The following is a 321-nucleotide window of genomic DNA, read 5'->3' as shown; positions in this document are numbered from 1 at the left end:
GATTACTACAATTGTTTACGAATTGGTCAAAGCTGATGTAGATTTAACCAGTGGCAGAAAAGGGGCACGGTCTGGCACTGGGTTTTCTCCTGTGATGGTTGGGCAAATCTGGTGTGTTGAGAAACTTAAATCTATCGCCCCAGTTAAGACGGTTTATGGCTGGCAAAAGAACAATAACGCAACCAGTCAAATCCGTAAACATTTAGGACTAGAGAAAATCAAAGATAAGAAAGCTCAAGTGCCTGAATCTCATGCAGTTGATGGCGTTGCTTTAGCTGCAAGTGAATTTATCCGCTATGGAGTAACTCCCAGGAAAAACAG

General features: G+C 42.4%; 1 pseudogene. It reads left to right on the top strand.

The window, feature by feature from the left end:
- Positions 1-321, top strand: a pseudogene (locus LKK83_RS00470) (hypothetical protein); the annotation flags it as partial.

This window comes from Phormidium sp. CCY1219, assembly GCF_035615515.1.
GTDB lineage: Bacteria > Cyanobacteriota > Cyanobacteriia > Cyanobacteriales > Laspinemataceae > CCY1219.
This window is presented reverse-complemented; position numbering and strand designations above follow the sequence as displayed.